At 70.9% G+C, this 23,004-nt stretch carries 20 protein-coding genes and 1 riboswitch; of the genes, 14 read left to right on the top strand and 6 right to left on the bottom strand.

The window, feature by feature from the left end:
• The first annotated feature begins 151 nt into the window (after window positions 1-151).
• From RV986_RS13845 to RV986_RS13830, 4 genes are all read left to right on the top strand, one after another.
• Window positions 152-1,492: a M16 family metallopeptidase gene (locus RV986_RS13845; RefSeq protein ID WP_475917685.1), complete on the top strand. Its 1,341-nt coding sequence runs from the start codon at window positions 152-154 to the stop codon at window positions 1,490-1,492.
• A complete protein-coding gene (locus RV986_RS13840; RefSeq protein ID WP_475917684.1) occupies window positions 1,489-2,877 on the top strand; it encodes a M16 family metallopeptidase in 1,389 nt (462 codons plus the stop codon). Before RV986_RS13845 ends, RV986_RS13840 begins: the two co-directional genes overlap by 4 nt.
• Before the next feature lie 250 nt (window positions 2,878-3,127).
• Window positions 3,128-3,288, top strand: a riboswitch (cyclic di-AMP (ydaO/yuaA leader).
• 12 nt (window positions 3,289-3,300) lie between these two features.
• Entirely contained in the window at window positions 3,301-4,065 is a 765-nt protein-coding gene (locus tag RV986_RS13835; protein ID WP_475917683.1) for a M23 family metallopeptidase, read from the top strand.
• A gap of 189 nt (window positions 4,066-4,254) precedes the next feature.
• Window positions 4,255-4,950: a GntR family transcriptional regulator gene (locus RV986_RS13830; RefSeq protein ID WP_475917682.1), complete on the top strand. Its 696-nt coding sequence runs from the start codon at window positions 4,255-4,257 to the stop codon at window positions 4,948-4,950.
• 182 nt (window positions 4,951-5,132) lie between these two features.
• Here the strand turns inward: RV986_RS13830 and RV986_RS13825 are convergent, their stop codons facing one another.
• The gene (locus tag RV986_RS13825; protein WP_054229914.1) at window positions 5,133-5,414 is read right to left on the bottom strand and encodes an HPr family phosphocarrier protein; all 282 of its coding nucleotides are present in this window, start codon (window positions 5,412-5,414) and stop codon (window positions 5,133-5,135) included.
• 177 nt (window positions 5,415-5,591) lie between these two features.
• On the opposite strand from RV986_RS13825, the gene RV986_RS13820 reads away from it, so the two are divergent.
• The 4 genes from RV986_RS13820 to RV986_RS13805 all read left to right on the top strand — a co-directional run bounded on the left by RV986_RS13820 (window position 5,592) and on the right by RV986_RS13805 (window position 11,027).
• Window positions 5,592-8,411, top strand: a complete 2,820-nt coding sequence (locus tag RV986_RS13820; protein WP_475917681.1) for a bifunctional acetate--CoA ligase family protein/GNAT family N-acetyltransferase — start codon at window positions 5,592-5,594, stop codon at window positions 8,409-8,411.
• Window positions 8,412-8,517: 106 nt separating this feature from the next.
• The gene (locus RV986_RS13815; protein ID WP_475917680.1) at window positions 8,518-9,105 is read left to right on the top strand and encodes a DUF5998 family protein; all 588 of its coding nucleotides are present in this window, start codon (window positions 8,518-8,520) and stop codon (window positions 9,103-9,105) included.
• On the top strand, window positions 9,105-10,292 hold the full coding sequence (locus RV986_RS13810; RefSeq protein ID WP_475917679.1) for an alkaline phosphatase family protein: 1,188 nt from the start codon (window positions 9,105-9,107) through the stop codon (window positions 10,290-10,292). The genes RV986_RS13815 and RV986_RS13810 overlap by 1 nt, the downstream gene beginning before the upstream one ends.
• A gap of 90 nt (window positions 10,293-10,382) precedes the next feature.
• Complete coding sequence (locus RV986_RS13805; RefSeq protein ID WP_475917678.1) at window positions 10,383-11,027, top strand: thymidine kinase; 645 nt, start codon at window positions 10,383-10,385, stop codon at window positions 11,025-11,027.
• Between the two features lie 228 nt (window positions 11,028-11,255).
• Here the strand turns inward: RV986_RS13805 and RV986_RS13800 are convergent, their stop codons facing one another.
• Window positions 11,256-12,059 (bottom strand): VOC family protein, encoded by an 804-nt coding sequence (locus RV986_RS13800; RefSeq protein ID WP_475917677.1) that lies wholly within the window; start codon window positions 12,057-12,059, stop codon window positions 11,256-11,258.
• Window positions 12,060-12,382: 323 nt separating this feature from the next.
• Between RV986_RS13800 and RV986_RS13795 the strand changes: the two genes are divergently transcribed.
• Window positions 12,383-13,234: a sulfurtransferase gene (locus tag RV986_RS13795; protein WP_475917676.1), complete on the top strand. Its 852-nt coding sequence runs from the start codon at window positions 12,383-12,385 to the stop codon at window positions 13,232-13,234.
• A gap of 100 nt (window positions 13,235-13,334) precedes the next feature.
• Here RV986_RS13795 and sepH read toward each other — a convergent pair whose 3' ends face one another.
• The gene (gene sepH, locus RV986_RS13790; protein WP_475917675.1) at window positions 13,335-14,387 is read right to left on the bottom strand and encodes a septation protein SepH; all 1,053 of its coding nucleotides are present in this window, start codon (window positions 14,385-14,387) and stop codon (window positions 13,335-13,337) included.
• 472 nt (window positions 14,388-14,859) lie between these two features.
• Here sepH and RV986_RS13785 point away from each other — a divergent pair, with 472 nt between their 5' ends.
• Complete coding sequence (locus tag RV986_RS13785) at window positions 14,860-15,657, top strand: hypothetical protein (RefSeq protein WP_475917674.1); 798 nt, start codon at window positions 14,860-14,862, stop codon at window positions 15,655-15,657.
• On the opposite strand, the gene RV986_RS13780 is transcribed toward RV986_RS13785, so the two are convergent.
• Together RV986_RS13780 and RV986_RS13775 are read right to left on the bottom strand one after the other, a co-directional pair.
• Entirely contained in the window at window positions 15,581-16,909 is a 1,329-nt protein-coding gene (locus tag RV986_RS13780) for a D-arabinono-1,4-lactone oxidase (RefSeq protein WP_475917673.1), read from the bottom strand. The two genes, RV986_RS13785 and RV986_RS13780, sit on opposite strands and share 77 nt — an antisense overlap.
• Complete coding sequence (locus RV986_RS13775) at window positions 16,869-18,107, bottom strand: MFS transporter (protein WP_475917672.1); 1,239 nt, start codon at window positions 18,105-18,107, stop codon at window positions 16,869-16,871. Before RV986_RS13775 ends, RV986_RS13780 begins: the two co-directional genes overlap by 41 nt.
• A 189-nt stretch (window positions 18,108-18,296) precedes the next feature.
• On the opposite strand from RV986_RS13775, the gene RV986_RS13770 reads away from it, so the two are divergent.
• Together RV986_RS13770 and RV986_RS13765 are read left to right on the top strand one after the other, a co-directional pair.
• Window positions 18,297-19,424, top strand: a complete 1,128-nt coding sequence (locus tag RV986_RS13770; RefSeq protein WP_475917671.1) for a ferrochelatase — start codon at window positions 18,297-18,299, stop codon at window positions 19,422-19,424.
• 8 nt (window positions 19,425-19,432) lie between these two features.
• The gene (locus RV986_RS13765; RefSeq protein ID WP_475917670.1) at window positions 19,433-20,248 is read left to right on the top strand and encodes an inositol monophosphatase family protein; all 816 of its coding nucleotides are present in this window, start codon (window positions 19,433-19,435) and stop codon (window positions 20,246-20,248) included.
• A 203-nt stretch (window positions 20,249-20,451) separates the two neighbouring features.
• Here the strand turns inward: RV986_RS13765 and RV986_RS13760 are convergent, their stop codons facing one another.
• Window positions 20,452-20,625 carry a hypothetical protein gene (locus RV986_RS13760; RefSeq protein WP_165854003.1) on the bottom strand — a complete coding sequence of 58 codons (174 nt, stop codon included), beginning with the start codon at window positions 20,623-20,625 and terminating at the stop codon, window positions 20,452-20,454.
• Between the two features lie 446 nt (window positions 20,626-21,071).
• Here RV986_RS13760 and RV986_RS13755 point away from each other — a divergent pair, with 446 nt between their 5' ends.
• Both RV986_RS13755 and RV986_RS13750 read left to right on the top strand, forming a co-directional pair.
• A complete protein-coding gene (locus RV986_RS13755; protein ID WP_006380516.1) occupies window positions 21,072-21,725 on the top strand; it encodes a response regulator transcription factor in 654 nt (217 codons plus the stop codon).
• Between the two features lie 6 nt (window positions 21,726-21,731).
• Entirely contained in the window at window positions 21,732-22,964 is a 1,233-nt protein-coding gene (locus RV986_RS13750) for a sensor histidine kinase (RefSeq protein WP_475917669.1), read from the top strand.
• The last annotated feature ends 40 nt before the right edge of the window (window positions 22,965-23,004 follow it).

Genomic DNA, 23,004 nt, shown 5'->3' with positions numbered 1-23,004 from the left:
TCGCTGTCGGCGAACGGAAGTCGGGCCTGTCACCCGCGGAATTCTCGCTCTCGGCGTAGGAGGTGCGGGAACTTCGCCAGCTGTCCGCGCGCTTGCATACAGTGGCAGGACCGGCAGGAATTCTGCAGTTTCCGCGATCGAAGGGACGTACATGCCCATGGGTCACACGGCCACAGCTGAGGCAGGCTCCGGCGGCCTGACAGCGACCGAGCATCGCCTGGCCAACGGCCTGCGCGTGGTGCTCTCCCAGGACCATCTGACCCCGGTCGCGGCGGTGTGCCTCTGGTACGACGTCGGCTCGCGCCACGAGGTCAAGGGTCGTACCGGCCTTGCTCACCTTTTCGAGCACCTGATGTTCCAGGGCTCGGGCCAGGTGAAGGGCAACGGCCACTTCGAACTGGTGCAGGGGGCGGGCGGCTCGCTCAACGGCACGACCAGTTTCGAGCGCACCAACTATTTCGAGACGATGCCCACCCACCAGCTGGAGCTCGCCCTCTGGCTGGAGGCCGACCGCATGGGCTCGCTGCTCGCCGCGCTCGACGACGAGTCCATGGAGAACCAGCGGGACGTCGTCAAGAACGAGCGCCGGCAGCGCTACGACAACGTGCCGTACGGCACCGCTTTCGAGAAGCTGACCGGGCTCGCCTACCCCGAGGGCCACCCGTACCACCACACCCCGATCGGGTCGATGGCGGACCTGGACGCGGCGACCCTGGAGGACGCCCGCGCCTTCTTCCGCACCTACTACGCGCCGAACAACGCGGTGCTGTCGGTCGTCGGCGACATCGACCCGCAGGAGACGCTCGCCTGGATCGAGAAGTACTTCGGCTCCATCCCCGGACACGACGGCAAGCCCGCCCCGCGCGACGGCTCGCTGCCGGAGACCATCGGCGAGCAGCTGCGCGAGGTCGTCGAGGAAGAGGTCCCGGCGCGCGCCCTGATGGCCGCCTACCGGCTCCCCGAGGACGGCTCGCGCGCGGCCGACGCGGCCGACGTGGCGCTCACCATCCTCGGCGGCGGCGAGTCCTCCCGGCTCTACAACCGGCTCGTACGCCGCGACCGCACCGCCGTCGCGGCCGGGTTCGGCCTGCTGCGGCTCGCCGGAGCGCCCTCCCTGGGCTGGCTGGACGTGAAGACGTCCGGTGACGTCGAGGTCCCGGTCATCGAGGCCGCCGTCGACGAGGAGCTCGCCCGGTTCGCCGAGCAGGGCCCCACGGACGAGGAAATGGAGCGCGCCCAGGCCCAGTTGGAGCGCGAGTGGCTGGACCGGCTCGGCACGGTCGCGGGCCGCGCCGACGAACTGTGCAGGTACGCCGTTCTGTTCGGCGACCCGCAGCTCGCCCTGACCGCCGTGAAGCGCGTCCTCGACATCACCGCCGAGGAGGTCCAGGAGGTCGCCAAGTCCCGCCTGCGCCCCGACAACCGTGCGGTGCTGGTGTACGAACCGATCGCTGCCGAGACCACCGAAGAGGACGAGGAGGCGGCGAAGTGACCGAGCTCGCCACCATGGACTTCCACCCGCGGCCCCAGGCGGGCCGGCCCAAGCCCTGGGCCTTCCCCGCACCCGAGCGCGGCACACTGGACAACGGCCTGACCGTGCTGCGCTGCCACCGTCCCGGCCAGCAGGTCGTCGCCGTAGAGGTGCTGCTCGCCGCGCCGCTGGAGGCCGAGCCCGCGGGCCTCGACGGCGTCGCCACGATCATGGCGCGTGCCTTCTCGGAGGGCACCGACAAGCTGTCCGCCGAGGAGTTCGCCGCCGAGCTGGAGCGCTGCGGCGCCACCCTCGACGCGCACGCCGACCACCCCGGCGTACGGCTGTCGCTCGAAGTGCCCGTCTCGCGCCTGCCCAAGGCGCTCGGTCTGCTCGCCGACGCCCTGAGGGCACCGGCCTTCGCGGACAGCGAGGTCGAGCGGCTGGTGCGCAACCGGCTCGACGAGATCCCGCACGAGACGGCCAACCCGGCCCGTCGCGCCGCCAAGGAGCTCTCCAAGCAGCTGTTCCCGGCGTCCTCGCGCATGTCGCGCCCGCGTCAGGGCACCGAGGAGACCGTCCAGAAGATCGACTCGGGGGCCGTGCGCGCCTTCTACGACCGGCATGTACGCCCGGCCACGGCCACCGCCGTGATCGTCGGCGACCTGACCGGTGTCGACCTCGACGCGCTGCTCGCGGAGACCCTCGGCGACTGGACCGGCTCGTTCGCCGAGCCGCGCCCCGTGCCGTCGGTGACCGCGGACGACACCGGTCGGGTGATCATCGTGGACCGTCCGGGCGCGGTGCAGACGCAGCTGCTCATCGGCCGCGTCGGCGCCGACCGGCACGACCGCGTCTGGCCCGCCCAGGTGCTCGGCACCTACTGCCTCGGTGGCACCCTCACCTCGCGTCTGGACCGTGTCCTGCGCGAGGAGAAGGGCTACACCTACGGTGTGCGGGCGTTCGGCCAGGTCCTGCGCGCCGCGCCGGACGGAACCGGCATCGCGATGCTCGCCATCAGCGGCTCCGTGGACACCCCGAACAGCGGCCCGGCGCTCGACGACCTCTGGAAGGTGCTGCGCACCCTCGCCGCCGAGGGGCTGACGGACGCCGAGCGCGATGTCGCCGTGCAGAACCTGGTCGGTGTGGCACCGCTCAAGTTCGAGACCGCGGCGGCCGTCGCGGGAACGCTCGCGGACCAGGTGGAGCAGTACCTGCCGGACGACTACCAGGCGACGCTGTACCAGCAGCTCGCCGCGACCGGCACCGTGGAGGCCACCGCGGCCGCCGTGAGCGCCTTCCCGGTGGACCGTCTGGTGACCGTCCTGGTGGGCGACGCGGCGCAGATCGAGGAGCCCGTCAAGGCTCTCGGAATCGGTGAAGTGACCGTCGTGACGGCGGAGTAGAACGCGGAACAGAACATGCAGCCGAACGCGGAGTAGAACAGCACGACTCCCAGGGGCCCGGGTGACCGCAGAGTCGCCCGGGCTCTCGTCTGCCCGGACTTGAGCCCCAAGATGTCCGTATTGATAGGGAGGTTGCCTGTCTGCCCTGTGGCATGCACTACAAAAGTCGTGATCCGTTTGTCGATTGAAAGTTGCCCCGTTTAGCGTCGGTGCGGCTGTTCGCCAGGCAGTGCGCCGCGCCCGCGGCACCGGACAGTCATCGCCGAGTCCCCGTACGGCGCGAGCCAGGGGAGCCGGGGACCCACACGCAGTCCCTGGGGTGAATCGGACGCCCTCCCGAGAGGGGATCCGTAGGAGACCTTCCTGCTCCGAACCCGTCAGCTAACCCGGTAGGCGAGAGGGAAGGAAAGGATCAACCTCTCCATGGCGTTCACCTGTGGCCCCGGGAAACACCGGCGTCCGAGCCGCGCGAAGCGCACCACCACGAACGCCGTCGGCGTCGCCGCGCTCACCACCACCGGTGTCATCGGAACCCTGGCCGCTCCGGCGTTCGCCGCGGACACCTCCGTCGAGCAGACCGGGCTGAACCAGGCCGTCACGATCGGTGACTCGGTCGCCGCCAAGATCGACGCGCAGGCCGCCGCCCAGCAGCAGGCCGCCGACGAGGCCGTCGCGAAGAAGCAGGCCGAGGAGGCCGCGCGGAAGCAGGCCGCCCTGGAGGCGAAGAAGGAGCGCGAGGCCAAGGACCGCGCCGCCCGTGCCGCCGAGCGCAAGCGCCTGAACACCTTCGTCCTGCCGATCACCGGCTCGTACATCTCCACCGGCTACAAGACCGGCGGCAGCCTCTGGTCGTCCGGCAGCCACACCGGTGTCGACTTCCACGCCGCGTCCGGAACCTCGGTGCACGCCGTCGGCTCCGGCACGGTCGTCACGGCCGGCTGGGGCGGTGCCTACGGCAACCAGATCGTCATCAAGATGAACGACGGCACCTACACGATGTACGGGCACCTGTCGTCCATCGGCGTCTCCGTGGGGCAGACGGTCACCCCCGGGCAGCGGATAGGCCTCTCCGGGGCCACCGGAAACACCACCGGGCCGCACCTCCACTTCGAGGCGCGCACGACGGCGGAGTACGGCTCCGACATGGACCCCGTCGGCTACCTCCGCTCGCACGGAGTGAACATCTGACGACCGGCGTCAGTACTTCCGAAGCCCCGGCTCACCCCGAGCCGGGGCTTCGTCGTTTCGAACGGCTGTCTGTCCAAAAAATATCCATGGATTCCGGCCCGCCATCGGAAATTCCGGTTCTCTGCAATAGAGTCGGTGAACAAGCGTCAATCGACCGCGTTTCGCGGGGATTAAGGCGGAGGTCCGGTCATGCGCATTCCCGCGCACTCGGTATGCACGGCGATCCGCGACGACATCGTCGCGGGTGTCTACGAGCGCGGCAGCCGGCTCACCGAGGAACTGCTCGCGCGACGCTACGGCGTCTCGCGCGTCCCCGTGCGCGAGGCCCTGCGCACCCTGGAGGCCGAAGGCTTCGTCGTCACCCGCCGCCACGCGGGCGCCTGTGTCGCGGAGCCCACCGAGCAGGAGGCCGCGGACCTGCTGGAGATGCGCATGCTCCTGGAGCCGCTGGGCGCCGCCAGGGCCGCGCAGCGCCGTACCGAGGCCCACCTCAAGGTGCTGCGAGGCCTGGTCAGGCTGGGTCAGGAGCGGGCCAGGAGGGGGAACAGCGAGGATCTGCGCTCGCTGGGCGGCTGGTTCCACGAGACGCTCGCACAGGCGTCCGGAAGCCCCGCGCTGACCTCCACGCTGGGCCAGCTGCGGCACAAGATCGCCTGGATGTACGCGGTCGAGGCGCCGGCCAATCCGGCCGAGTCCTGGGCGGAGCACGGCGGGATCGTGGACGCGGTGGCGCGCGGCGACAGTGAGCGGGCGCGGGCCGTCACGGCGCTGCACACCGAGCGCGCGACGGTCGCGCACCGGCTGCGCTTTCCCGGCGGGGGAGACCGCCCGGAGCGTGTGAGGACTTCGCAACATCCCGTAAACATGACGGGCCTGCGGCATTAACACCGGCACCGTATACAAAGAGGAGTAATTCGCGGGGGATTACTTTTGCTGCCCGCAATTCGAAAAAGCGAAGAGCCCGCCCGATGTTTTCAGGCGAGCCCTTCGATATGTGTGCCGGGCGATGTCTTTTGGTGTGAAGACCGCCGCCACGATCAATTGACGACCTCCGCCGGGCGGGATCTTCAGACGGTCTCGGGGAGCTCCTCGAGACCCTCGGCCACCAGCTTCGCCAGCCGGTCGAGCGCGGCGTCCGCGCCCTCGGCGTCGGAGGCGAGGACGATCTCCTCGCCGCCCTGGGCGCCCAGGCCGAGGACCGCCAGCATGGAGGCCGCGTTGACGGGGTTGCCCTCCGCCTTGGCGATCGTCACGGGGATACCGGAGGCCGTGGCCGCCCGGACGAAGATGGAGGCGGGACGGGCGTGGAGGCCCTCGGCCCAGCCGACGTTGACGCGGCGCTCAGCCATGTGATGCTGCCCTTCGGTGTTCAGGGTTGTCTAGACCAGTGTTCCACAACGTGAAGCGTGCCCGGAGCAGGCATCGATCCTGCCCCGAACCCGGCGTCGGAGCCCGGCCTGGATCCGACTTCGGTGGCCCCAGCCTGCCCCGCGCCGTTGTCGGACGCGAGCCGTACTCTGGGGCCCATGCAGACCTCGTCGGACCGGCACGAGTACCCCTCCCACTGGGAGGCCGACGTGGTGCTGCGCGACGGCGGCACCGCTCGCATCAGGCCCATCACGATCGACGACGCCGATCGTCTGGTGAGCTTCTACGAGCAGGTCTCGGACGAGTCGAAGTACTACCGCTTCTTCGCGCCCTACCCCCGCCTGTCCGCCAAGGACGTCCACCGCTTCACGCACCACGACTTTGTGGACAGGGTGGGACTCGCGGCCACGGTCGGCGGCGAGTTCATCGCCACCGTACGCTATGACCGTATTAATGCCGATGGGCGGCCCGCCTCCGCGCCCGCCGACGAGGCCGAGGTCGCCTTTCTCGTGCAGGACGCCCACCAGGGCCGTGGCGTCGCCTCGGCCCTCCTGGAGCACATCGCGGCGGTCGCCCGGGAGCGGGACATCCGCCGGTTCGCCGCCGAGGTGCTGCCCGCCAACACCAAGATGATCAAGGTGTTCACGGACGCCGGGTACCAGCAGAAGCGGCACTTCGAGGACGGCGTCGTACGCCTGGAGTTCGACCTCGAACCCACCGACCGGTCGCTCGCCGTGCAGCGTGCCCGGGAGCAGCGCGCCGAGGCCCGGTCCGTGCAGCGGCTGCTCGCACCCGGCTCGGTCGCCGTCATCGGGGCGGGGCGCGCCTCCGGCGGGGTCGGCCGCAGCATTCTCACCAACCTTCGCGACGCCGGGTTCACCGGCCGGCTGTACGCCGTGAACGAGGCGCTCCAGGAGAAGGAGCTCGACGGCGTCGCGGCCCACCGCTCCGTCCGCGACATCGCCGAGCCCGTCGATCTCGCGGTCGTCGCCGTACCCGCGCCGTACGTCCCCGAGGTCGTCGCGGAATGCGGCGAGCACGGGGTGCAGGGACTCGTGGTCGTCTCCGCCGGGTACGCCGAGAGCGGCCCCGCGGGGCGCGAGCGCCAGCGCGCACTCGTCCGCCAGGCGCGTACGTACGGGATGCGCATCATCGGGCCGAACGCCTTCGGAGTCATCAACACCTCCCCCGAAGTGCGTCTCAACGCCTCTCTCGCGCCCGAGATGCCGCGCCCCGGGCGGATAGGCCTGTTCGCCCAGTCCGGCGCGATCGGCATCGCCCTGCTGTCCCGGCTGCACCGGCGCGGCGGCGGCGTCACGGGCGTGACCGGCGTGTCCACCTTCGTCTCCTGCGGGAACCGGGCGGACGTGTCCGGCAACGACGTACTCCAGTACTGGTACGACGACCCGGACACCGACGTCGCCCTGATGTACCTCGAATCCATCGGCAACCCGCGCAAGTTCACCCGGCTCGCCCGGCGCACGGCGGCGGCGAAGCCGCTGGTCGTGGTGCAGGGCGCGCGGCACGCCGCGGCTCCCCAGGGGCATGCCGTACGGGCCACACGGCTGCCGCACGCCACCGTGTCCGCCCTGCTGCGGCAGGCCGGGGTGATCCGGGTCGACACGATCACCGAGCTGGTCGACGCGGGGCTTCTGCTGGCCCGCCAACCACTCCCCGCGGGGCCCCGGGTCGCGATCCTCGGGAACTCGGAGTCACTGGGGCTGCTGACGTTCGACGCGTGCCTCGCCGAGGGGCTTCGACCGCTTCCTCCGCTGGATCTGAGCACGGCGGCTTCGGCGGAGGACTTCCACAGAGCGCTGACGAAGGCGTTGGCCGACGGCGAGTGCGACGCCGTCGTGGTGACGGCCATACCGGCGGTGGGGGAGACGCCGGCCCAGGACGCGGCCCTGGCGGAGGCCCTGCGCTCGGCCGCGGCCTCCGCTCCGGTGAAGCCGGTGCTGGTGGTGCATGTGGAGCTGGGTGGGCTCGCCGAGGCGTTGTCCGCGGCGGCGAGCACCGCACCCCAGGCGGCCTCCGCGGCCCCCGGCACCGGACAGACGCCCCGTCCCGCCGAGCGCCCGGCCCCCGCGACCGGCGCCCCTTCGGAGGCGAACACCCGTCTGATCCCTGCCTACCCCGCCGCCGAGCGGGCCGTCCGGGCCCTCGCCGAGGCCGTGAAGTACGCCCAGTGGCGGCGGGAGGTGGCCGATCCCGGCAAGGTGCCCGAGTACGAGGACATCGACGAGAAGGGTGCCGCCGAGCGGATCGACGCGCTGCTCTCCCGGGGTACGGGACTGACGCTCGGCACGGAGGACGCCTGCGCGCTGCTCGGCCGGTACGGCATCGACGTACACCGGGCGCTGCCCGCGCCGACGCCCGACGAGGCCGCCGCGGCCGCACACACCCTCGGCTACCCGGTGGCCCTGAAGACCACCGCCCCGCACCTGAGGCACCGCGCCGACCTGGGCGGCGTACGCCTGGATCTGGCGGACGAGGAGCAACTGCGCAGGGCCTACGCGGAGTTGACCGACCTCTTCGGGACGCCGGAGGTGCTGCGCCCGGTGGTGCAGGGCATGGCGCCGCGCGGCGTCGACACGGTCGTACGGGCCGTGATCGACCCGGCGGCCGGAGCGGTGCTCTCGTTCGGGCTGGCCGGGGCCGCGTCGGAGCTGCTCGGGGACACGGCGCACCGGCTGGTCCCGGTCACCGACCGGGACGCGAGCTCGCTGGTCCGGTCGATCCGGACGGCGCCGCTCCTGTTCGGCTGGCGGGGCTCGGCGCCGGTCGACACGGTGGCCCTCGAAGAGCTGATGCTGCGCGTCTCGCGGCTGGTCGACGACCACCCGGAGGTCGTCGCCGTCTCCCTGGAGCCCGTGGTGGTCGCTCCGCGCGGCCTGAGCGTGCTCGGCGCCACCGTGCGGCTGGCCCGCGCCCCGGTCCGCGACGATCTGGGGCCCCGGACGCTTCCCGTGGTCTGAACCCGCGTCCGGCGGCCGCCGGCGGTGCGGATTCGTTCTGTTCCGTCCACGACAGAGACCCACGAGCGGTGCCGCGCAGTCAGTGGGTCCCCGTAGGATGGACATCATGGCCAAGACCAGTACGACGACCCAGGGGCTGCGAGCGGCGATCGAGCGCAGCGGCTACTACCCGGCCCTCGTGGCCGAGGCGGTGGAGGCCGCGATCGGCGGCGATGCCATCCGGTCGTACCTGGTCCACCAGGAGACCACGTTCGACGCCAACGAGGTGCGTCGGCATGTCACCGTGCTCGTCCTCACCGGCAACCGTTTCATCGTGAGCCACACCGACGAGCAGAACGCGGACACGACCTCACCGACGCCGTACGCCACGACGTCGACCGAGTCCGTGAAGCTCGGCCGGATCTCCTCGGTCGTCGTCAGCCGAGTCGTCGCCAACCCGGAGTCGTACGCGCCGGGCACGCTGCCCCGCGAAGTCGTCCTGACCATCGGCTGGGGCGCGGTCTCCCGCATCGACCTGGAGCCGGCGGCCTGCGGCGACCCCAACTGTGAGGCGGACCACGGCTACACGGGCAATTCGACGGCGGACGACCTGAGCCTGCGCGTCAGCGAGGCCGGGGACGGACCGGAGACGGTGCGTCAGGCCCTCGCCTTCGCGCAGTCCCTCTCCGAGGCGACCGCGGACATCACCCGCTGATGGCGCTGTCCACCTGGGACCAGCCGGAACCGCTGGCCGTACGCTCCGCCCCCGTCCCCGAGTACGGCGCGGGTTCGCTGTCCGATCTGCTGCCCACGCTCGCCGCGGGCATGGCCGTCCCCGACATGACCGTCGCCATACCGGAACTGACCGGGGCCGACCGGAACTGCGTCTTCCTGATCGACGGCCTCGGCTGGGAGCAACTGAAGGCGCACCCGGACGAGGCTCCCTTCATGAGCTCCCTGCTCGCGAGTTCCCGGGGCGGCACGGGACGGCCGATCACCGCCGGTTACCCCGCGACCACCGCGACCTCCCTCGCCTCCGTGGGTACGGGCACGCCGCCCGGCGCGCACGGACTGCCGGGCTACACCGTGCGGAACCCGAAGACCGGCGAGCTGATGAACCAGCTCCGCTGGAATCCCTGGACGGAACCGCGCACCTGGCAGCCGTACCCCACGGTCTTCCAGCTCGCGGACGCGGCGGGCGTGCACACGGCCCAGGTCTCCTCGCCGACCTTCCAGAACACCCCGCTGACGAAGATCGCGCTGAGCGGCGGGACGTTCCACGGACGGCTGTCCGGCGAGGAGCGGATGGACCTCGCGGCCGAACAACTGGCCGCCGGGGACCGCTCGCTGGTCTACACGTACTACGCCGAGGTGGACGGCAAGGGCCACCGCTTCGGCGTCGACTCCGACCCCTGGCGCGGCCAGCTGATGTACGTGGACCGCCTGGTCCAGCGCCTCGCGGAGCAACTGCCGCCGCGCGCGGCCCTGTACGTCACCGCCGACCACGGCATGATCGACATCCCCTTCGACGAGCAGCACCGCATTGACTTCGACGAGGACTGGGAACTGCGCGCCGGGGTGGCCCTGCTGGGTGGCGAGGGCCGTGCCCGGCACGTCTACGCCGTCCCGGGCGCCGAGACGGACGTCCTGACCTGCTGGCGCGAGGTACTCGGCGAACAGTTCTGGGTGGCGTCGCGCGACGAGGCGATCGCGGCGGGCTGGTTCGGTCCGCGGATCGACGAGCGGGTGTACGCCCGGATCGGCGATGTCGTCGCGGCGGCCTGCGACGACGTCCTGATCATCGCGTCCGAGCGGGAACCGAAGGAGTCGGCGATGGTCGGCAACCACGGTTCGATGACGCCGATGGAACAGTATGTTCCGCTCCTGGAAGTACGTTCCTGACCCCTCTCCTCCCGCCCTCCCGACACCGTGCGCGTCCTGCACGCCTCCGTCCGCCTCATCCCCCTCATTCCGAAAGGTGCTCAACCTGCCATGCCCGAGCTGGTGTTCTTCTCCGGAACGATGGATTGTGGGAAGAGCACTCTGGCGTTGCAGATGGGGCACAACCGCTCGGCGCGGGGCCTGCAGGGTGTGATCTTCACGCGTGACGACCGTGCGGGGGAGGGGAAGCTCTCTTCGCGGCTGGGTCTGGTGACGGAGGCGGTCGAGGCGGCCGAGGGCATGGATCTGCACGCCTATCTGGTGGACCAGATGTCGAGGGGCGGCAGGGCCGACTACGTGATCGTGGACGAGGCGCAGTTCCTCGCGCCGGAGCAGATCGACCAGCTGGCGAGGGTCGTGGACGACCTGGGTCTGGACGTCTTCGCCTTCGGTATCACCACCGACTTCCGTACGAAGCTCTTCCCGGGCTCACAGCGACTGATCGAACTCGCGGACCGGATAGAGACGTTGCAGGTCCAGGCGATGTGCTGGTGCGGGGCGCGTGCCACGCACAACGCTCGCACCGTCGGTGGCGAGATGGTGGTGGAGGGCGAGCAGGTCGTGGTCGGCGATGTGAACCGTCCGGCCGCGGAGATCGGCTACGAGGTGCTGTGCCGGCGTCACCATCGCCGCCGGATGACCGGCGTCTCCGCACACGCCTCCGCGCTCTCCCCGGACGTCCTGCCGGTCACCTGACGGCCCGGGAATCCGCTCGGGGCGGCCGTACGCGCTGCGCGAGGTCGTGGACAACCGTGCCCTGTCCCCCGGGCAACGGCGACGGGCTGATCTCCGCCGGGGCGGACGCCCACCCGAACACCGTGGCCGTCCCCTCGCACCCGCAGTTCTACGGGGACTTCGCCCTGGACAAGCGGGTGACCCCGCCGGTGAGTTCACCGCCCAGGCCGGTTCGTCCTCCTCGGTGGATCACTGATCGGTGTGGATCACGGAGAACACCGCCCCCTCCGGATCCGCCACCGTGGCCACCCGCCCGTAGGGCGAGTCGTGGGCGGCCTTGAGGAGGTGTCCGCCGAGGTCGACGACGTGGGCGACGGCCTCGTCCACGTCACCGACCTCGAAGTACGTCATCCAGTGCGGACCGCGGTCGCGGGGCAGGCCGTGGCCGACGCCGTGGATGCCGGCCACCGGGCGGCCGTCGACGTGCAGGGTCACGTAGTCGAAGTCGGCCGAGACGACCGGCTCCGGCTCATGACCGAAGACCCCCTGGTAGAACTTGACCACGCTCTCGGTGTCACGGGTCACCAACTCGATCCAGGCGGGGGCGCCGTGCACCCCGCGGAGCGCCGTTCCCAGCGGTTCCGCCGCCTGCCAGACCCCGAAGACGGCGCCCGTCGGGTCCGACGCGATCACCATCCGCCCGGCCTCGCCCGCGTCCAGGGGACCCACGCCCACGGTGCCGCCGCAGTGCCGTACCGCCTCGGCGCTCTGGTTGACGTCGTCCGAGGCGAAATACGGTGTCCAGGCGATCGGCAGATGCCGGTCCGGTGGCATCTGCCCGATACCGGCCACCTCATGGCCGTCGAGCAGGGCCTGCACATACGGGCCGAGCGGCCGCGGGCCCGGCTGGAACGCCCAGCCGAACAGTTCTCCGTAGAACTCCTGGGTCGTGGTCATCCCGTGGACCAACAGGCTCACCCAGCTGGGCGCGCCGGGCGCGTGCCGAGCGTGCGTGGTGCCGTTCGGGCCGGCCGACTCCCGTGCCTCGGTCATCGTCACTCTCTCCTCGGCCCTCGTGGGGGCCGTTCACCTTCCGCCTACCAACACGCGTACCGCAATCACGCGCGTGCATGCCCCGTGCCGATGCTCGCACCACCCGTCACCCTGCGCGTGCCGGCCGCACCGCCGCGTAGCGGTCCACTGCCGGAGAATGCCCGATGCGCCGTTTCCCATCCGTTTCCGCACCGTTGCCGCCGGGTGTCGATCAGCTGTACAGCATGTGCCCGATCCCGTACGCCAGGTGATCGGATATGTCCGGCGGAGAAGAGTAGCCGGACCTGGACGCCGGGGCCACCCCGTGCGCAAGGATGGTGGCCATGAACGCCATCATCTCCGTATCCGAACTCGCGAGTGACCTGGTGGGACCGAACCCGCCGGTCGTGCTCGACGTCCGCTGGCAGCTCTCCATGGCGACGGCCACGGGGGCCGTCCCCTTCGACGGCCGGGCCGCCTATGAGGCAGGGCACATCCCCGGCGCGGTCTTCGTCGACCTCGATGCCGAACTGGCGGGAGAGCCGGGTGACGGCGGTCGCCATCCGCTGCCCGACCTCGACGTCTTCGGCGCGGCCATGCGGGCGGCCGGGGTGTCCGCCGACCGCGATGTCGTCGTGTACGACGGCGGTGTCGGGTGGGGCGCCGCGCGCGCCTGGTGGCTGCTGGGCTGGACGGGTCACCCGTCGGTGCGTGTGCTTGACGGCGGGCTGGCCGCCTGGGACGGGCCGGTGTCCTCGGAGGTCCCGACGCCCGCCGCCGGAGACTTCGTGCCGGTCCCGGGTGCCCGGCCGCTGCTCGACGCGGACGGAGCCGCCGCACTCGCCCGTACGGGAGTGCTGCTCGACGCCCGGGCGGGTGAACGTTATCGGGGCGAGGTCGAGCCGATCGACCCCGTCGGCGGGCACATTCCGGGCGCGATCTCGGCGCCGACGACGGAGAACGTGACGGAGAGCGGGACGTTCCTGCCCGCCGCCGAACTCGCCGACCGTTTCAAGTCCCTCGGCGTGAGCGGCACGTCCGAGGTCGGCGTCTACTGCGGCTCCGGCGTCTCCGCCGCCCACGAAGTGCTGGCGCTCGCCGTCGCGGGCATTCCGGCCGCGCTGTACGTGGGTTCCTGGTCGGAGTGGTCCCGGGACGGGAGCCGTCCGGTCGCGGTGGGTCCCGACCCCAAGTAACGGGGCGCTCCCCGGTGGGGACATCCCGGGCAGGGACATCCCCGGCGACGACGAGGGGCCCCACACCAGCCTGATGCGGGGCCCCTCGTCGTACAACTGACTAGTCCTGCTTCTTGCGACGCGTCCCGAAGACGATCTCGTCCCAGCTCGGAACGGCCGCTCTGCGCCCCGGACGTACGCCGTCGGCCTCCGCCTGCCGGTCGGTCGCGCCGACCAGGCGGTCGCGGTGACTGCCGACCGAGCGGGGCATGAGCACGTCCGCGTAGGCGGAACCGGCACCGGCCGAGGCCGCGGGAGCCGGGGGCTCCTCCGCCTCGGGCTCGGCGGGCGGTTCCTCCGCCGCCGGGCGCTCCGTGGTGGGGGGCCGCTCGGGCACCACCATGTCGCCCCGGAAGCTGGGTACGGCCTCCAGGAGGCTGGTGAGCGAGTCGCGGTCGCCCGCGCTCTCCTCGACCGGCTCGGGGGCCGGCGGCAGGCTCGGCCGTTCCATCTGCCGGTCCAGGGCGCGGTCCAGCGGACGGTCCCGGGGCAGCCGTGCGATGCGCGGCACGAACGGGAAGCTCGGCTCGGGCGCCGCGAGGTCGTCGGACTCGCCGATCAGCGAACGCGCCTCGTCGTCGACGGCCTGGACGAGCCGCCGGGGCGGGTCGTACGTCCAGCTCGCGGAGTGCGGTTCGCCCGCGACCACGTAGACCAGCAGTACTTCCCAGGTGCCGTCGTCACGACGCCACGAATCCCACTGGACGGTGTCCTTGTCGGCACCGCGGATCAGCAGCCGCTCCTGGACTGCCTCGCCGAGCTGGGGTCCGGCGTTCTCGCCGGGGCGGCGGACGGGAGTCTTCCTGGCGCGCTCGGCCATGAACGCGCGCTCGGCGAGGACGGGGCCCTCGAAGCGGCGTACCCGGTCGACGGGGATTCCGGCGAGCTGGGCGACTTCCTCCGCGGAGGCGCCTGCCCGTATCCGCGCCTGGATGTCTCGGGGGCGGAGATGGCTCTCTACTTCGATCTCGATCTGGCCGAGGCGGGGACGGTCGCCGCGTACAGCGGCGCGCAGACGCTCGTCAATCGGAAGCGTGTACTCCGTGCTGTCCGCAGCCTTCAGCACCAGCCGTGTGCCGTCGTTAGAGACGGCCACGACACGCAGTTCGGGCATGGGGACCTCCCGGGTGGTGCCTGCCGACGTCACGTGCGTCGCTGCTTCCGCTAGTCGAGTGTGGCCTGCCCGGGTGCAGCCTGCCACAACCTTGCCGAGTTGCCCGGCGTGTCGGGCACAGGCCCGGGGTCGCCGTTATGGCACGGTTACCTATTCGCAACGCTAAGTGACGAACTCCATCACCCTGTGCAACGAGCCCCCTCCCGGCGGTCCTGTCAGGCCCCGGACACCCTGGCGGGAGTCCGGACCCAGGGCTCGCAACAGTACTCCATTCGGGCCACGTACGTGGATCGGCACGCCGCCCAACTTCTAGCGGGGGGTGGTAGTTGGCCGTCCGATGCGTCGTTTTCGTGACTACGAAACGTGGCGTACTTCACGTAATCAGCAGAAACGGAACTAATCGTTTCGCCTGTACGTCCCATTCTTGTGCAGTCGGTCGAACAAGTACGGGAAAGGCAGGCAAGGTCCGGGGATGCGTGAGAAGTCGGATGCCGGTGGGGAATCGTGGGTGAAGGAGGGGGAACCGGGGAAGAAGCGGGTGGACCTGAGCCTTCCCCAAGTGGCGGGCAGCGCGGTGGCCGCGGTGGTGGCGGCCAGACTCGCCTCCTATTTCGGGGTGTACGGGACGATCCTGGGCGCCGGAGTGGTGAGCGCGATCGCCACCTGTGGAGGCACCGTCTTCCAGCACTTCTTCAAGCGCACCGGCGAGCAGATACGCGATGTGACGGTCCAGGCCAAGCCCAGGCCGCAGCTCCAGCAGGCGCCCGCCGTGGGCGAGTTCAACGAGGGCACCGTCCACCGCGCCCGGGTCAAGAGCTGGAAGCGGCCGGTGGTCGCCGCGACACTCGTCTTCGGCGTCACCATGGCGGGCATCACCACGTACGAGCTGGTGTCGGGGCGGAGCTTCAGCGGCGACGGCAGGAGCACCACGGTCGGTGACGCCTTCAAGGGCAGCGGCTCCGGCTCCGAGCCGCAGCCCCGCACGACGCCTTCGACCGGGTCCTCGTCCGGGGAGCCGTCCGCCGACGACGGCGGTACTGCTACCGACGGCGGCACTGGCAGCGGTACCGACAACGGCACGGGCGCGGGCGCCGCTCAGGACGGCGGCGGTGCCACGACCCCCGCGCCGACGCCGAGTTCCGGTGCCGCCTCGGGGGCGCCGGCCGACACTCCGACGCCCACGTCCGACGCTCCTACGAGCCCAGCACCCGACGCAGGTAGTCGTTCCCAAAGCGCCGATCCGGGTCCAGCCGGTCCCTCAGGGCCGTGAACTCGCCGAAGCGCGGATACACCTTGGAGAAGTACTCCGCGTCCCGGGTGTGCACCTTGCCCCAGTGCGGGCGGCCCTCGTGCGCGGTGAAGATCCGCTCGGCCGCGGTGAAGTACGCCTGATAGGGCGTACCTCTGAACATGTGGACGGCGATGTAAGCGGTCTCCCGGGCGGAGGCGGTGGACAGCGTGATGTCGTCCGCGGGGGCCGTGCGGACCTCGACGGGGAAGCTGACCCGCAGGGGCGACCGGTCGACCATCGTCTTCAGCTCGCGCAGCGTCTCGACGAGCGCCTCGCGCGGAACGGCGTATTCCATCTCCACGAAGCGCACCCGGCGCGGAGAAGTGAAGACCTTGTAGGGAATGTCGGTGTAGGTCCGCGCGGACAGCGCGCGGCTGGAGATCTTCGCGATCGTCGGGATGGTGGCGGGCACGGCGCGGCCGACCAGATTGGCCACCTGGAAGACGCCGTTGGAGAGGAACTCGTCCTCGATCCAGCCGCTCAGCTGTCCGACCGGCTTCTCGGGGCCGGCGCTGCGGTTGTTGCGCTTGGTGTTGCAGTTGCCGGTGTGCGGGAACCAGTAGAACTCGAAGTGCTCGTTCTCGGCGAAGAGTTCGTCGAAGTCGGCGGTGACCTTGTCGAAGGTCATCGGCTCCTCGCGGGCCGTGAGCAGGAAAACGGGCTCTACGGAGAAGGTGATCGCGGTGACGATCCCCAGGGCGCCGATACCGACCCGGGCCGCCGCGAAGACGGCGCGTTCCTCCTCGGTCCCGTCCGCGGCGCAGGTCAGCAGCGAGCCGTCCGCGGTGACCAGCTCAAGTGCCTTGATCTGCGCGGCGATCGAGGCCGAGTCACGCCCCGTGCCGTGCGTCCCGGTGCTGGTCGCGCCCGAAACCGTCTGCTCCATGATGTCGCCCATGTTCGTGAGCGACAGTCCCTCGCGCGCGAGAGCCAGATTGAGACGCTTGAGCGGGGTGCCCGCCTCGACGGTGACGGTCCCGGCCTCGCGGTCGATCTTGCGGATACCGGTCAACAGTTGAGGGCGGATCAGCACACCGTCGGTCGCGGCGGCGGCCGTGAAGGAGTGCCCGGTGCCGACGGCCTTCACCTTCAGACCGTCGTCGGCGGCCTTGCGGACGGCCGCGGAGAGCTCTTCGACCGAAGCGGGGGTGACCTCCCGTACGGGACGGGCGGTGACGTTCCCCGCCCAGTTACGCCACGTGCCGCTCTTCCCGCTCACTGTGGTGCTCATGGGTCCCCTCCCGCTGCGGAACCGGCCTGCTCAGCCGGCGATACCCGAGGAATCCGACCGCGACCGCGACGGCACCGGACACCGCCGGAACCCCGTACCCGGCCTTCGCGCCGGCGGCGTCGATCACCCAGCCGGCCACGGAGGAACCGAGCGCGACCCCGACCGCGAGTCCGGTGCTCACCCAGGTCATGCCCTCGGTCAGTTTCGCGCGTGGTACGTGCTGTTCGATGAGGGACATCGTCGTGATCATCGTGGGAGCGATGGACAGACCCGCAACGAACAGCGCCACGGCCAGAAACGGCAAGTTTCCGACCAGTAGGAGGGGGATCATACTCACGGCCATGGCGCATATGCCCAGCAGCCACCGACGTTCGGGCGCCCCCTTGAAGTGCAGCAGCCCGAACACGGCTCCCGCCGCGCAGGAACCCGCCGCATAGAGGGCCAGAACGACGCTCGCGGCCCCCTTGTGGCCCTGCTCCTCGGCGAAGGCCACGGTGACCACGTCGACGGCCCCGAAGATCGCTCCGGTCGCCACGAAGGTGGCCACCAGGACCTGCAGCCCGGCCGCGTGCAGCGCCGAACCGCCGGTGTGCTGCTCCCGCGGATGCGGCTCGGGCTCGGTCCCGCGCTGGGAGGTCAGCCAGAAGACTCCGGCCGCGAGGAAGCAGGCGGCGAGCAGCGGACCGGCCTCCGGGAACCACACCGTGGACAGACCGATCGAGATGATCGGCCCGAAGATGAAGCAGACCTCGTCGACCACGGACTCGAAGGAGTACGCGGTGTGCAGCTGTGGGGTGCCCCGGTAGAGGGCCGCCCAGCGGGCCCGGATCATCGCGCCGATGCTCGGCACACAGCCGATGCCGCCCGCGCAGACGAACAGCACCCAGTCCGGCCACTCGTAGTGCGCGGCGAACAGCAGCCCGGCGGCCGCGGCGAGCGCGAACAGGGTGACCGGGCGCAGGACACGCCGCTGCCCGTGCCGGTCCACCATCCGGGAGACCTGCGGGCCCATCGCCGCGGCCGCCAGGGCCATGGTCGCCGACAGCGCGCCCGCGAGCCCGTACCGCCCGGTGAGCTGGGAAATCATCGTCACCACGCCGATGCCCATCATCGACAGCGGCATCCGGCCGAGGAAGCCCGCGGCGGAGAAGCCCTTGGAGCCGGGGGCGGCGAACAGGGCGCGGTACGGGCTGGGCACGGGAGGTCTCCGGTGGGCTCGGCCCGGCCGCGCGGTCACCGCGTGCGGCCGGACTCCGGTAAGGCGTGAAGATGGTTCATACAGCTTACGGGTTAGGTGACCCTAACGTATTCCGCCGTACGCTCCCGGATTCCGCTTGTCATGTGGCCGTTGTCCGGACTGTCGGTGACGGGTGGCAGGATCGGAGGCATGCCAGATGTGCTCGACGCCACCCCCTACGACGCCCTGCTCCTGCTCTCGTTCGGCGGCCCCGAAGGTCCGGACGACGTGGTTCCGTTCCTGGAGAACGTGACGCGGGGGAGGGGTATCCCCAAGGAACGTCTGAAGGAAGTGGGTCAGCACTACTTCCTGTTCGGCGGGGTCAGCCCGATCAACGACCAGAACCGCGCCCTGCTCGACGCCCTCCGCAAGGACTTCGCCGACCACGGCCTGGACCTGCCCGTGTACTGGGGCAACCGCAACTGGGCGCCGTACCTCACCGACACCCTGCGCGAGCTGGTCGCCGACGGCCGCCGCCGCGTCCTCGTCCTCGCCACCAGCGCGTACGCCTCGTACTCGGGCTGCCGCCAGTACCGCGAGGACCTCGCCGGGGCGCTGGCGACCCTGGCGGCCGAGGGCCTGGAACTGCCGAGGATCGACAAGCTCCGGCACTACTTCAACCACCCCGGATTCGTGGAGCCCATGATCGAGGGCGTTCTGAAGTCCCTCGCCGAACTGCCCGAGGACGTACGGGAGGGCGCGCACCTCGCCTTCACCACGCACTCCATCCCGACCACGGCCGCCGACACCTCCGGCCCGGCCGGGGACCACGGCGACGGCGGCGCCTACGTCAAGCAGCACCTGGACGTGGCGAAGCTGATCGCCGAGGCCGTGCGCGAGGAGACCGGGATCGAGCACCCCTGGCAGCTCGTGTACCAGTCGCGCTCCGGAGCCCCGCACATCCCGTGGCTGGAGCCCGACATCTGCGACCACCTGGAGGAGCTGCACGGCGCCGGGGTCCCGGCCGTCGTGATGGCCCCCATCGGGTTCGTCTCGGACCACATGGAGGTGCTCTACGACCTCGACACCGAGGCGAAGGCCAAGGCGGAGGAACTGGGGCTGCCGGTGCGCCGCTCGGCCACCGTCGGTGCCGACCCGCGGTTCGCCGCGGCGGTCCGCGACCTCGTCCTGGAGCGCGCCGCGACCGAGACCGGGCGCAAGGTGACCCCTTGTGCCCTCGGCGCGCTCGGCGCGAGCCACGACCTGTGCCCGGTGGGCTGCTGCCCGGCCCGTGCCCCCAAGCCCGCCGCCGCGGGCGCCGACAGCCCGTACTCCTGAGGAGCACCGTGATCGAGCCCCTGCACACCGAACTGCTCCAGCTTGCGCACGACGCGGCCGGCCGCGCCGGCGCGTTGCTGCGGGACGGCCGCCCGGCGGATCTCACGGTCGCCGCCACCAAGTCCAGCCCGATCGACGTCGTCACCGAGATGGACATCGCCGCCGAGAAGCTGATCACCGACCTGATCGCCCAGCACCGCCCCCATGACGGCTTCCTCGGCGAGGAGGGCGCCGCCAGCGAGGGCACCAGCGGCATCCGCTGGGTCGTGGACCCCCTCGACGGCACGGTGAACTACCTCTACGGGCTGCCGACCTGGGCGGTCTCCATCGCGGCCGAACAGGACGGCGAGACCGTCGTCGGGGTCGTCGCGGCACCGATGCGCGGCGAGACCTACAGCGCCGTGCGCGGCCGGGGAGCCCGGGCCACCGGAGCCTGGGTCGGTGAGCGCCGGCTGACCTGCCGCCCCTCGCCGCCCCTGGACCAGGCCCTGGTCTCGACCGGCTTCAACTACGTGACCGAGGTCAAGGTCCACCAGGCCGAGGTCGCCCAGCGGCTGATCCCCCTGCTGCGCGACATCAGGCGCAGCGGGTCGGCGGCGGTCGACCTGTGCGACGTCGCGGCGGGCCGACTCGACGGCTACTACGAGCGGGGCCTGCACCCCTGGGACCTCGCGGCGGGCGACCTGATCGCCCGTGAGGCGGGCGCGCTGACCGGTGGACGCCCCGGAGAGCGCCCCGCGGGCGATCTGGCGGTCGCGGCCTCCCCGGGAGTCTTCGAGCCCCTCCAGAGGCTTCTGGAGGAGTTCGGCGCCTGGCACGACTGAGGACGCCCGCAGTTTTCCCTCCGTACAACACCCGCCGTTGCCGGCGCGTGCAGGATCCGCGGCTCCGGCGCGTACGGCAGCCGCTGTTCCCGGCACGCACAAGCCGCTGTTTCGCATGCGCACAACTGTTTCCCGTACGCACAACGACGGAGCGGGGCCCCGGCACTGGATCGATGCCGGGGCCCCGCTCTCTTTCGAACTGATCAGACGCGCGACGCGCCGACCTCCACACCGTGCTCGGCGGCGAGGCGGCGCAGGTCTTCGAGCTCGGCCTGCTCGACCTCCGCGAGGAAGTCGTCGCCTGTTTCGCGAGCCCGCGTCAGGTCGGACTCGGTCGCCCTTATGCGCTGCAGAAGTCCTGCGGTGAATGCGTCCATGCTGCGCCCCCTCGTCCTGGGTCGTGGGTCGATGGCACGGGGGTGTGCCGTTGGGAAGGGGCGATCACGTCTCCAGATGGGTGCCCAGCGCTGCCCAGGCTGGGCGGCGACGGTGCCGGACACCCACGCCCGCCCTGCGGAAGCGGTTGGCGTACCACAAGGTGGCTTGCCACATGCAGAGCGTGATCGCGGGGTGTAAAGCCGTCCTCCCCCCGCTCTCTTCCGTGGAAACCTCAACCCGACGAGAAAATCTCGCATTCCCGGGGCCGGAGACCGTCGTCCTGAGTGCCTCTCACCCGCCTTACAGCCGGTTTATGGCCGAAAAGGGCAGGATGGAGGCCTCACCCTCCCCTGCTCTCGGCTGCGTACGAGTGGGGGACCCATCAGACCCTGCCCGCGTGCGCCGAAGAGGCGCTACGCGGGTGGACAGAGGAAGGACAAGCGACGTGCGCGTACTCGTCGTCGAGGACGAGCAGTTGCTCGCCGATGCGGTGGCCACCGGACTGCGCCGGGAGGCCATGGCCGTCGACGTCGTGTACGACGGTGCGGCCGCCCTGGAGCGCATCGGCGTCAACGACTACGACGTGGTCGTCCTCGACCGCGACCTCCCGCTCGTGCACGGCGACGACGTCTGCCGCAAGATCGTCGAGCTCGGCATGCCCACCCGCGTCCTGATGCTCACCGCCTCCGGCGACGTCAGCGACCGCGTCGAAGGCCTGGAGATCGGCGCCGACGACTACCTCCCCAAGCCGTTCGCCTTCAGCGAGCTGACGGCACGCGTGCGTGCCCTCGGCCGTCGTACGAGCTTGCCGTTGCCGCCCGTCCTGGAGCGTGCCGGGATCAAGCTCGACCCCAACCGCCGCGAGGTCTTCCGCGACGGCAAGGAGGTCCAGCTCGCGCCGAAGGAGTTCGCCGTCCTGGAGGTGCTGCTGCGCAGCGAGGGCGCCGTCGTCTCCGCCGAGCAGCTCCTGGAGAAGGCCTGGGACGAGAACACGGACCCGTTCACCAATGTCGTACGCGTGACGGTCATGACCCTGCGCCGCAAGCTCGGCGAGCCCCCGGTGATCGTCACCGTGCCCGGCTCCGGCTACCGGATCTGATCCCCGGTGGCCACGACTCCCGCGCCTCCCACGGCGCCTCCCAAGCCCACCTGGGACCCCAGAAGGCCGGAACCACCTTTCCCCTGGCTGCGCCCGACCATCCGGATACGGCTCACGCTGCTGTACGGCGGCATGTTCCTGATCGCCGGCATCCTGCTGCTGTCGATCATCTACCTGCTCGCCGCGCAGGCGCTGAACGTGGGAAGCGACCTGCCCTTCAAGATCACCGAGGGCAAGGTCACCAGCACGATCTGCGACCTGCCGACGAGCGCCTCGCCCGACGTGTTCAACAACGCGATGAGCAACTGCGTCAACGAGCAGCGGCAGCACGCCCTGGACAACCTGCTCAGCCGCTCGCTCCTCACGCTGCTCGGCCTCGCCATCATCGCCTTCGCCTTCGGTTACGCGATGGCGGGCCGCGTCCTCTCGCCGCTCGGCCGGATCACCCGCACCGCGCGCGCGGTGGCGGGCTCGGACCTCTCCCGGCGGATCGAGCTGGACGGACCGGACGACGAGCTGAAGGAGCTGGCGGACACCTTCGACGACATGCTGGAGCGGCTGCAGCGCGCCTTCACCGCCCAGCAGCGCTTCGTCGGCAACGCCTCGCACGAACTGCGCACCCCGCTCGCGATCAACCGCACGCTCCTCGAAGTGCACCTGTCCGACCCCGGAGCGCCGGTGGAGCTGCAGCAGCTCGGCAAGACGCTGCTCGCCACGAACGAGCGCAGCGAGCAGCTCGTGGAGGGCCTGCTGCTGCTCGCCCGCAGTGACAACCAGATCGTCGAGCGCAAGCCCGTGGACCTCGCCGAGGTCGCCTCGCAGGCCGTCGACCAGGTGCACGCCGAGGCGGAGGCCAAGGGCGTGGAGATCCGCGGGGAGCGCGCCGTGGCGGTCGTCCAGGGCAACGGCGTCCTGCTGGAGCGGATCGCCCTGAACCTCGTCCAGAACGCGGTCCGGTACAACGTGCCGGAGGACGGCTGGGTCGAGGTCACCACACGGGTCCAGCACGGCCACGCGGTCCTGGTGGTATCGAACACGGGGCCGGTGGTTCCCGCGTACGAGATCGACAATCTTTTTGAGCCTTTCCGGCGGCTGCGCACGGAGCGCACGAACAGCGACAAGGGCGTGGGCCTGGGCCTGTCGATCGCCCGGTCGGTGGCCCGGGCGCACGGGGGTCATATCGCGGCAGAGCCGCGTGAGGGGGGCGGACTCGTGATGCGCGTGACCCTGCCTATCTGAGACCATGTCGCCCACACACGACGATGTTCGCTTTGCGCGG

Source organism: Streptomyces sp. RLA012 (assembly GCF_056270325.1).
The sequence above is the reverse complement of the archived record's forward strand: the minus strand, read 5'-3'. Positions and strand labels throughout refer to the sequence as shown.

Excerpts from the sequence above, each read along its gene's own strand:
- RV986_RS13845 (WP_475917685.1), top strand. The coding sequence starts at position 152 with ATGCCCATGGGTCACACGGCCACAGCTGAGGCAGGCTCCGGCGGCCTG.
- RV986_RS13835 (WP_475917683.1), top strand. The coding sequence starts at position 3,301 with ATGGCGTTCACCTGTGGCCCCGGGAAACACCGGCGTCCGAGCCGCGCG.
- RV986_RS13830 (WP_475917682.1), top strand. The coding sequence starts at position 4,255 with ATGCGCATTCCCGCGCACTCGGTATGCACGGCGATCCGCGACGACATC.
- RV986_RS13825 (WP_054229914.1), bottom strand. The coding sequence starts at position 5,414 with ATGGCTGAGCGCCGCGTCAACGTCGGCTGGGCCGAGGGCCTCCACGCC.
- RV986_RS13820 (WP_475917681.1), top strand. The coding sequence starts at position 5,592 with ATGCAGACCTCGTCGGACCGGCACGAGTACCCCTCCCACTGGGAGGCC.
- RV986_RS13815 (WP_475917680.1), top strand. The coding sequence starts at position 8,518 with ATGGCCAAGACCAGTACGACGACCCAGGGGCTGCGAGCGGCGATCGAG.
- RV986_RS13810 (WP_475917679.1), top strand. The coding sequence starts at position 9,105 with ATGGCGCTGTCCACCTGGGACCAGCCGGAACCGCTGGCCGTACGCTCC.
- RV986_RS13805 (WP_475917678.1), top strand. The coding sequence starts at position 10,383 with ATGCCCGAGCTGGTGTTCTTCTCCGGAACGATGGATTGTGGGAAGAGC.
- RV986_RS13800 (WP_475917677.1), bottom strand. The coding sequence starts at position 12,059 with ATGACCGAGGCACGGGAGTCGGCCGGCCCGAACGGCACCACGCACGCT.
- RV986_RS13795 (WP_475917676.1), top strand. The coding sequence starts at position 12,383 with ATGAACGCCATCATCTCCGTATCCGAACTCGCGAGTGACCTGGTGGGA.
- sepH (WP_475917675.1), bottom strand. The coding sequence starts at position 14,387 with ATGCCCGAACTGCGTGTCGTGGCCGTCTCTAACGACGGCACACGGCTG.
- RV986_RS13785 (WP_475917674.1), top strand. The coding sequence starts at position 14,860 with ATGCGTGAGAAGTCGGATGCCGGTGGGGAATCGTGGGTGAAGGAGGGG.
- RV986_RS13780 (WP_475917673.1), bottom strand. The coding sequence starts at position 16,909 with ATGAGCACCACAGTGAGCGGGAAGAGCGGCACGTGGCGTAACTGGGCG.
- RV986_RS13770 (WP_475917671.1), top strand. The coding sequence starts at position 18,297 with ATGCCAGATGTGCTCGACGCCACCCCCTACGACGCCCTGCTCCTGCTC.
- RV986_RS13760 (WP_165854003.1), bottom strand. The coding sequence starts at position 20,625 with ATGGACGCATTCACCGCAGGACTTCTGCAGCGCATAAGGGCGACCGAG.